Genomic DNA, 2808 nt, shown 5'->3' with positions numbered 1-2808 from the left:
CCGCTCGGCCGCCGTGCAGCAGCAGGCCGGCGACGCCCTGCTGGCCTGCGCGCGCCGCCATCTGCAGCCGCTGTTCGCGCAGCGCCACCTGGGCCTGACCGTGCAGGTCGATGAAAGCCCGGGCCAGGTGTATGACGGCAAGCACAGCACCCTTCATCCCCTCTTTTCCAGGCCTTGAAATGTTTTCCCAAGAACTGTTGACCCAACTGGCCCAGGAGCTGGACCGCAGCGAGAAGACGCGCGTGCAGGTCGAGCATTTCTCCAAGCGCTTTCCCGGCATGACCGTGGAGGATGGCTACCGCGTCTCGCGCGAATGGGTGCGCCTGCAGATCGCGGCGGGGCGCAAGGTGATCGGCCACAAGATCGGCCTGACCTCGCGCGCCATGCAGATATCGAGCCAGATCGACGAGCCCGACTACGGCACCCTGCTCGACAGCATGCTCTACCGCTGCACGCCGGGCCAGGTGCTGGACATCCCGGCCGCGAATTTCATCGCGCCGCGCGTGGAAGTGGAGCTGGCCTTCGTGCTCAAGGCGCCGCTGCGCGGCCCGGGCCTGCCCGGCGGCAAGGAGATCACGCTGCAGGACGTGCTGGACGCCACCGACCACGTGACGCCGGCCATCGAGATCATCGACGCGCGCATCGAGCAGTTCGACCGCCACACCAAGGCCATGCGCAAGGTCTACGACACCATCAGCGACAACGCAGCCAATGCGGGCATCGTCACCGGCGCCGGCCGCGCTGACCCCCAGGTGATAGACCTGCCCTGGTGCGGCGCCATACTGCGCTGCAACGGCGTGGTCGAGGAGACCGGCCTGGCTGCCGGCGTGCAGGGCCATCCCGCCATCGGCGTAGCCTGGCTGGCCAACAAGCTCTCGCCCTGGGGCGAGGCCCTGGAGGCCGGCCAGACCGTGCTGGCCGGCTCGTTCACGCGCCCCGTGGCCGCCAAGCCTGGCGACCTGTTCGATGCCGACTACGGCCCGCTGGGCCGGCTGCAGTTCCGTTTTGTCTAGGCGCCGTCGTCCCGACGCCTGCCCCGCCCTTATTGGAGATTTCCCATGCCGCTTGCACTGCGCGACCCCAGCCTGCTCAAGAACCTCTGCCTGATCGACGGCCAATGGCTGGCCGCCGACGATGGCAGCCGCATCGACGTCCACAACCCCGCCACGGGCGAAGCCGTGGGCCATGTGCCCCGCATGGGCGAGGCCGAGACGCAGCGCGCCATCGCCGCCGCCGAGCGCGCCTTCGCCCTCTGGAAGCAGCAGACCGCCGAAGCCCGCGCACGCCTGCTGCATCGCTGGTTCGAGCTGATGATGGAGAACCAGGAGGACCTGGCCCTGATCATGACCAGCGAGCAGGGCAAGCCCCTGGCCGAGTCGCGCGGCGAGATCGCCTACGCGGCCTCCTACGTGCAGTGGTTTGCCGAGGAAGCGCGCCGCATCTACGGCTCCACCGTGCCCGCGCCCTGGGCCGACAAGCGCATCATCGTGACCAAGGAGCCGGTGGGGGTCTGCGCCGCGATCACGCCCTGGAACTTCCCGGCCGCCATGATCACGCGCAAGGTCGCGCCCGCCCTGGCGGCGGGCTGCACCATCATCGTCAAGCCCGCGCAGCAGACACCGCTGTCGGCCCTGGCCATGGCCGAGCTGGCCCAGCGCGCCGGCATTCCCGAGGGCGTGTTCAGCGTGATCACGGGCTCCTCGCGCGCCATCGGCGGCGTGCTCACGGCCAGCATGGCCGTGCGCAAGCTGACCTTCACGGGCTCCACCGAAGTGGGCCGCGTGCTGGCCGAGCAATGCGCGCCCACGCTCAAGAAGATGTCTCTGGAGCTGGGTGGCAACGCGCCCTTCATCGTCTTCGATGACGCGGACCTCGATGCCGCCGTCGAAGGCGCCATGGCCTCCAAGTACCGCAACACCGGCCAGACCTGCGTGTGCGCCAACCGCCTGCTGGTGCAGGACGGCGTGTACGACGCCTTCATGGCCAGGCTCAAGGTCGCCGTGCAGGCCCTCAAGGTGGGCAACGGGCTGGAGGCCGGCGTGGGCCAGGGCCCGCTGATCGACCAGGCCGCCGTGGACAAGGTCGAGGAACTGGTGGCCGATGCCGTGAAGAACGGCGCCGAGGTCGTGCTGGGCGGCAAGCGCCACGCGCTGGGCGGTACCTTCTACGAGCCCACCATCCTGGCCAACGCCACGGACCGCATGCGCATCGCCAGGGAAGAGGTCTTCGGCCCCGTGGCGCCCGTGTTCCGCTTCAAGACCGAGGAAGAGGCCATCCGCATGGCCAACGACACCGAGTACGGCCTGGCCGCCTACTTCTACGCCCGCGACGTGGGCCGCGTGTGGCGCGTGGGCGAGGCGCTGGAGTACGGCATGGTGGGCATCAACAGCGGCATCATCAGCACGGCCGTGGCGCCGTTTGGCGGCGTCAAGCAGTCGGGCATGGGCCGCGAGGGCGGCGCCGCCGGCATAGAGGAATACCTGAGCACCAAGTACCTGTGCATGGGCCACTGAGGCCCGGACAATCACACCATGCAGACACCTGTGAACCGCTTCAAGGCCGCCATTGCGGCCGACCAACCCCAGATCGGCCTGTGGCTGGGCCTGGCCGACGCCTATTCGGCGGAAATCTGCGCGGGCGCCGGCTTCGACTGGCTCCTGATCGACGGCGAGCATTCGCCCAACGACACGCGCACCCTGCTGGCGCAGCTGCAGGCCATCGCGGCCTATCCCGACAGCCATGCCATTGCCCGCGTGCCCATGGGACACGGCGAGGTCGGCGAGATGCTGATCAAGCAGTACCTGGACA

Annotated in this window: 4 protein-coding genes; all 4 read left to right on the top strand. The window is 69.0% G+C overall.

Features of this window, described 5'->3' with window-relative positions; genetic code table 11:
- Positions 1–13: 13 nt before the first annotated feature.
- Positions 14–178, top strand: coding sequence for a 5-carboxymethyl-2-hydroxymuconate Delta-isomerase (locus L995_RS01925; protein WP_231574332.1), 165 nt, complete (start codon positions 14–16; stop codon positions 176–178).
- Position 179: 1 nt separating this feature from the next.
- Entirely contained in the window at positions 180–1013 is an 834-nt protein-coding gene (gene hpaH / locus L995_RS01920) for a 2-oxo-hept-4-ene-1,7-dioate hydratase (protein WP_047468572.1), read from the top strand.
- 45 nt (positions 1014–1058) lie between these two features.
- Positions 1059–2513: an NAD-dependent succinate-semialdehyde dehydrogenase gene (locus L995_RS01915; RefSeq protein WP_016452253.1), complete on the top strand. Its 1455-nt coding sequence runs from the start codon at positions 1059–1061 to the stop codon at positions 2511–2513.
- An 18-nt stretch (positions 2514–2531) separates the two neighbouring features.
- Positions 2532–2808: aldolase/citrate lyase family protein (locus tag L995_RS01910; protein WP_047468567.1), on the top strand; the 277-nt coding region annotated here is incomplete at its 3' end.

It is taken from the genome of Delftia sp. ZNC0008, from assembly GCF_000799035.1.
GTDB classification, from domain to species: Bacteria; Pseudomonadota; Gammaproteobacteria; order Burkholderiales; family Burkholderiaceae_C; genus Comamonas; species Comamonas tsuruhatensis.
This window is presented reverse-complemented; position numbering and strand designations above follow the sequence as displayed.

What these genes read in the sequence shown, in the direction of transcription:
- hpaH (WP_047468572.1), top strand. Translation starts at nt 180, where the DNA reads ATGTTTTCCCAAGAACTGTTGACCCAACTGGCCCAGGAGCTGGACCGC.
- L995_RS01915 (WP_016452253.1), top strand. Translation starts at nt 1,059, where the DNA reads ATGCCGCTTGCACTGCGCGACCCCAGCCTGCTCAAGAACCTCTGCCTG.